Origin of the sequence: Nocardia farcinica (assembly GCF_029867845.1) — a bacterium.
Classification (GTDB): domain Bacteria; phylum Actinomycetota; class Actinomycetes; order Mycobacteriales; family Mycobacteriaceae; genus Nocardia; species Nocardia farcinica_A.
Window position 1 is genome coordinate 1 of record NZ_JARWRU010000410.1, and the last position, 3,401, is coordinate 3,401.

Annotated in this window: 5 protein-coding genes; 1 reads left to right on the plus strand and 4 read right to left on the minus strand. The window is 75.8% G+C overall.

All coding sequences use genetic code 11. The features are described 5' to 3' along the window. From QH283_RS08760 to QH283_RS08775, 4 genes are all read right to left on the minus strand, one after another. On the minus strand, positions 1 to 503 hold a 503-nt coding region (locus tag QH283_RS08760), incomplete at its 3' end, for an NTP transferase domain-containing protein (protein ID WP_280502520.1). 105 nt (positions 504 to 608) lie between these two features. Then, positions 609 to 1,349: a VOC family protein gene (locus tag QH283_RS08765; RefSeq protein WP_280502521.1), complete on the minus strand. Its 741-nt coding sequence runs from the start codon at positions 1,347 to 1,349 to the stop codon at positions 609 to 611. 100 nt (positions 1,350 to 1,449) lie between these two features. Continuing rightward, positions 1,450 to 1,749, minus strand: a complete 300-nt coding sequence (locus tag QH283_RS08770) for an MGMT family protein (RefSeq protein ID WP_280502522.1) — start codon at positions 1,747 to 1,749, stop codon at positions 1,450 to 1,452. Between the two features lie 2 nt (positions 1,750 to 1,751). Beyond that, entirely contained in the window at positions 1,752 to 2,534 is a 783-nt protein-coding gene (locus tag QH283_RS08775) for an alpha/beta fold hydrolase (protein WP_280502523.1), read from the minus strand. A 121-nt stretch (positions 2,535 to 2,655) separates the two neighbouring features. On the opposite strand from QH283_RS08775, the gene QH283_RS08780 reads away from it, so the two are divergent. Then, a partial coding sequence (locus QH283_RS08780; protein ID WP_280502524.1) for a UvrD-helicase domain-containing protein occupies positions 2,656 to 3,401 on the plus strand: 746 nt, incomplete at its 3' end.

Sequence of the window (3,401 nt, forward strand, 5' to 3'; positions counted from 1 at the left end):
TCTTTGGCCGCGGGGGGGGGCCCCTGCGCCTTCTCCGGGTGGTTCACCCCCGAGTCGTGCCCGTCCCGGGCGGCGCGCTGGGCGGCGCGCCGCCACACTCCGACCAGATACTGCGGACGCCCGTCGCCGTCAGCCGCGAAGACCGCGTCCGCGCCGGAATCGGCCGCGCGGCGGCGTAATTCGCCGAGGGTATCAGCGGTGAGGAAGGGCATGTCCGCGGCGAGGACCGCCACCAGCGCCGCGCCCGGCGCGTCCAGCGCGGCGAGTCCGGCCGCGACGGCGGCGACCGGCCCCGAACCCGGCGGATGCTCCCGCGCCTGCCGGATCCGTGCGGGCAGCTCCGGCCGTGGCGGGCCGACCACCACGACGGCGGTGCAGTCCGAGACGGCCGCGAGCGCGGCCTCGAGCATGGAGCGGCCGCCGATCACCAGTCCGGGCTTGTCCACCCCGCCCATCCGGCTCGCCCGGCCGCCCGCGAGCACGATGGCGTCGGCGCCGCTCATCGGCCTGCACCCGGTGCGGACGCCGCCGATCGGGACGGGAGCGCGGGCGACGGAGTGGGCGAGGCAGGCATGGACGGCATGCTAGTGGCGTGTCGGGGCGGCCGCTCAGGCGCCGAGGCGGTCGGCGGCCGGGCGCAGCAGCCGGAACACGTTGGCCTCCGGGTCGGCGAGCACCGCAGCGCCGGGATCGCCGCCGTCGACCGGGGTGGCGCCTGCGACGCAGAGCCTGGTCAGTTCCTCGGCGTAACCGGTCCAGATCTCCAGATCCAGATGCAGCCTGCCGCCGTCCGCGCCGCCCCCGGTGTCGGCGGCGCGCGAGAACTCCAGCCAGGCGCCGAGGCCGGTCGGCGATCGCAACCCCACCAGATCGGGATCGCGGCGGGCCACCGGCCAGCCGAGCGCGCGGGACCAGAACTCCGCCAGCCGATCGGGATCGGCGGCGGCGACCACCAGGGCCGCCACCGGGCCGGTGCCCTCGTACTCCACGCGCGGTTCGAGCACGCAGAACTCGTTGCCCTCCGGGTCGGCCAGCACCGTCCACGGCACCTCGCTCCGACCGAGGTCGACGGCTCGCGCGCCGAGCTCGACGGCGTGCCGCACCTGGCGGCGCCGGTGCTCGTCGGTGCGGCTGCACAGGTCGAGATGCATCCGGTTACTGCCCGCCTCGGACGCCCCGGCGGGGCGGAAACTCAGCACCGCGTCGCAGCCCGCCGCGTCGGGCGGGGCCACGTCCACCCGTTCCGGGGTGTCCAGCACCACCGGCCACCCCAGGAGCTCGGCCCAGAATCCGGCCAGCCCGCGTGGCTGGTCCGCGTCGAACACGACACACGCCAGATGGGTGGACATGGACCCACGGTAGCCCGGTTCGGCGGACACGGAGGGGACTTCGGCGCACCGAGTCCGGGGCGTTGCCGGGTATGTCGTGCGAGCCGTGCGCCGGGCGGAATCAGGGCAGCCGGTGGTGCGCCGCGGCCATGTCGACGCGGCCGTCGCGCACCGGGACGCCCTCGGCGGCCAGCAGTCGCGCCTGTCGCGCGGACTTGTGCGTGGCCAGCCTGCCACCGGCGGCCACCACCCGGTGCCAGGGCAGATCGGCGGAATCGGTGCGCAGGATCCAGCCGACCGTGCGCGGCGTGGACAGCCCGGCCGCCGCGGCCAGGTCGCCGTAGGTGACCACCCGGCCGGGCGGGATGCCCGCGATCAGGGCGCGCACGTGCTCGATCTGCGCCTCGCTGGTGGCCGCCATCGCTACAGCACTCCGCGGATCAGCTCCGCCGTCCGCGCGGCGCGGGCCAGCGGCACCATGTGGTCGCAGTCGAACTCGTGGACGGTCAGCGCCGGGCCGAGGTGCTCGGTCAGCGCGGCGCGGAAGGCCGGGGTGACGAACGGCGGCCGCACCAGCATCGCCTGCACCAGCACGGTCGGCGTCCCCGCGGGCGGGAGCACGAACGGGCGAGCCAGCTGACCCCAGTAGGAGGTGATCGCGGGCAGGCTCAGCCGCCAGCCGACCCGGCCGTCGCGGGTGGGCGCGAGATGCTCGTCGAGTTCGATCTCCAGCAGTTCGGCGGGCACGTCGTGCCAGGCGCTGGCCAGCTTGTCGCGGCGGGCCTCGTCCCGATCGGCGTAGTCGGGATGGTCGAGGCCGCGCTGGGCCGTGTCGGCCAGCATCGCCGGGTCGATCGCGATGGCCGGGTCGAGCAGCACCAGGGCGCGCACCAGCTCCGGGTGACTCGCGGACAGGTGAACGGCGCTCGCGCCACCGAAGGAGTGGCCTGCCACCACCACCGGCCCGTCGGTCTCCGCGCGCAGCAGATCCGCCAGGTCGGCCACCACGGTCTCGAAGTCCCAGGGCGGCAGCGCGGTGGAACGGCCGTGGCCGCGCAGGTCGGGGGCGAGCACACGGACCCCTGGCAGCTGCGCCGCCAGCGCGGCCCAGCGCGCGCCGTGCCCGGTCAGGCCGTGCAGGGCCAGCACCACCGGGCCGTCCTCGGGACCGAAGCGGTGAAGGTTCAGAGTCGACACCCGGACCATTGTGTCCGCCCCGTGGTCCGGCCGCACCGCCGCGGGTCACGCCGGGGGTGGTGACGCATCCGACTCCACGGGGCCGTACCGGCCGATCGTGTCGGCCCGGTCTGTTGCAATAGCCCCCGTGGTGCGATCGGATAGCGCGGTGCGACTGGTTCGCCGGACAGTAACGCCACCCGGGGCCCGGCTCTGGGGCGCCGAACTGCGCCCGCTGTTCACGGCCGTCGCAGGCCCGCCCGCGCCCCGCCCCGGCTGGCGGCCATGGCAGGTGCTCGGCGGGCCGGGCGCCGGCAAGACCTCGCGGCGGGTCGATCGGGCCGCCGGCCGCAGCGCCGGGGGCGTCGACCCGGAGTCGGTGCTGGTGCTCACGCACGCCAAACACGCCGCCGCCGCCGTACGTGACGCGGTCACCGCACGGCTGTCCGAGGGCGACCCGGCCACCGGCGGCGTCCCCGGCGCGAGCCGCGAACCACTGGTGCGCACCGTGCACTCCTACGCCTTCGCCGTGCTGCGCAGGCACGCCACGGCCCACGGCAATCCACCGCCGCGTCTGCTGACCGGTGCCGAACAGGATGCCGTGCTGCGCGAGATGCTGCGCGGCGACCTGACCGACATCGCCGCGGGCGCGCACGAGCTGTGGCCGCGTCGCCTGCACCCCGCCCTCGGCCTTGACGGCTTCGCCCAGCAGTTGCGCGACCTCATGCTGCGCGCCACCGAACGCGGCCTCGGCCCCGAAGACCTGGAACGCCTCGGTCACGAGCACGACCGCGAGGAGTGGGTGGCCGCGGGCCGGTTCCTGCGCCGCTACGAACAGTCGCTGCTGTTGCGCTGGTCGGTCGGCGTCGAGGCGCCCGAGGCCACCGCGCCCGCCCA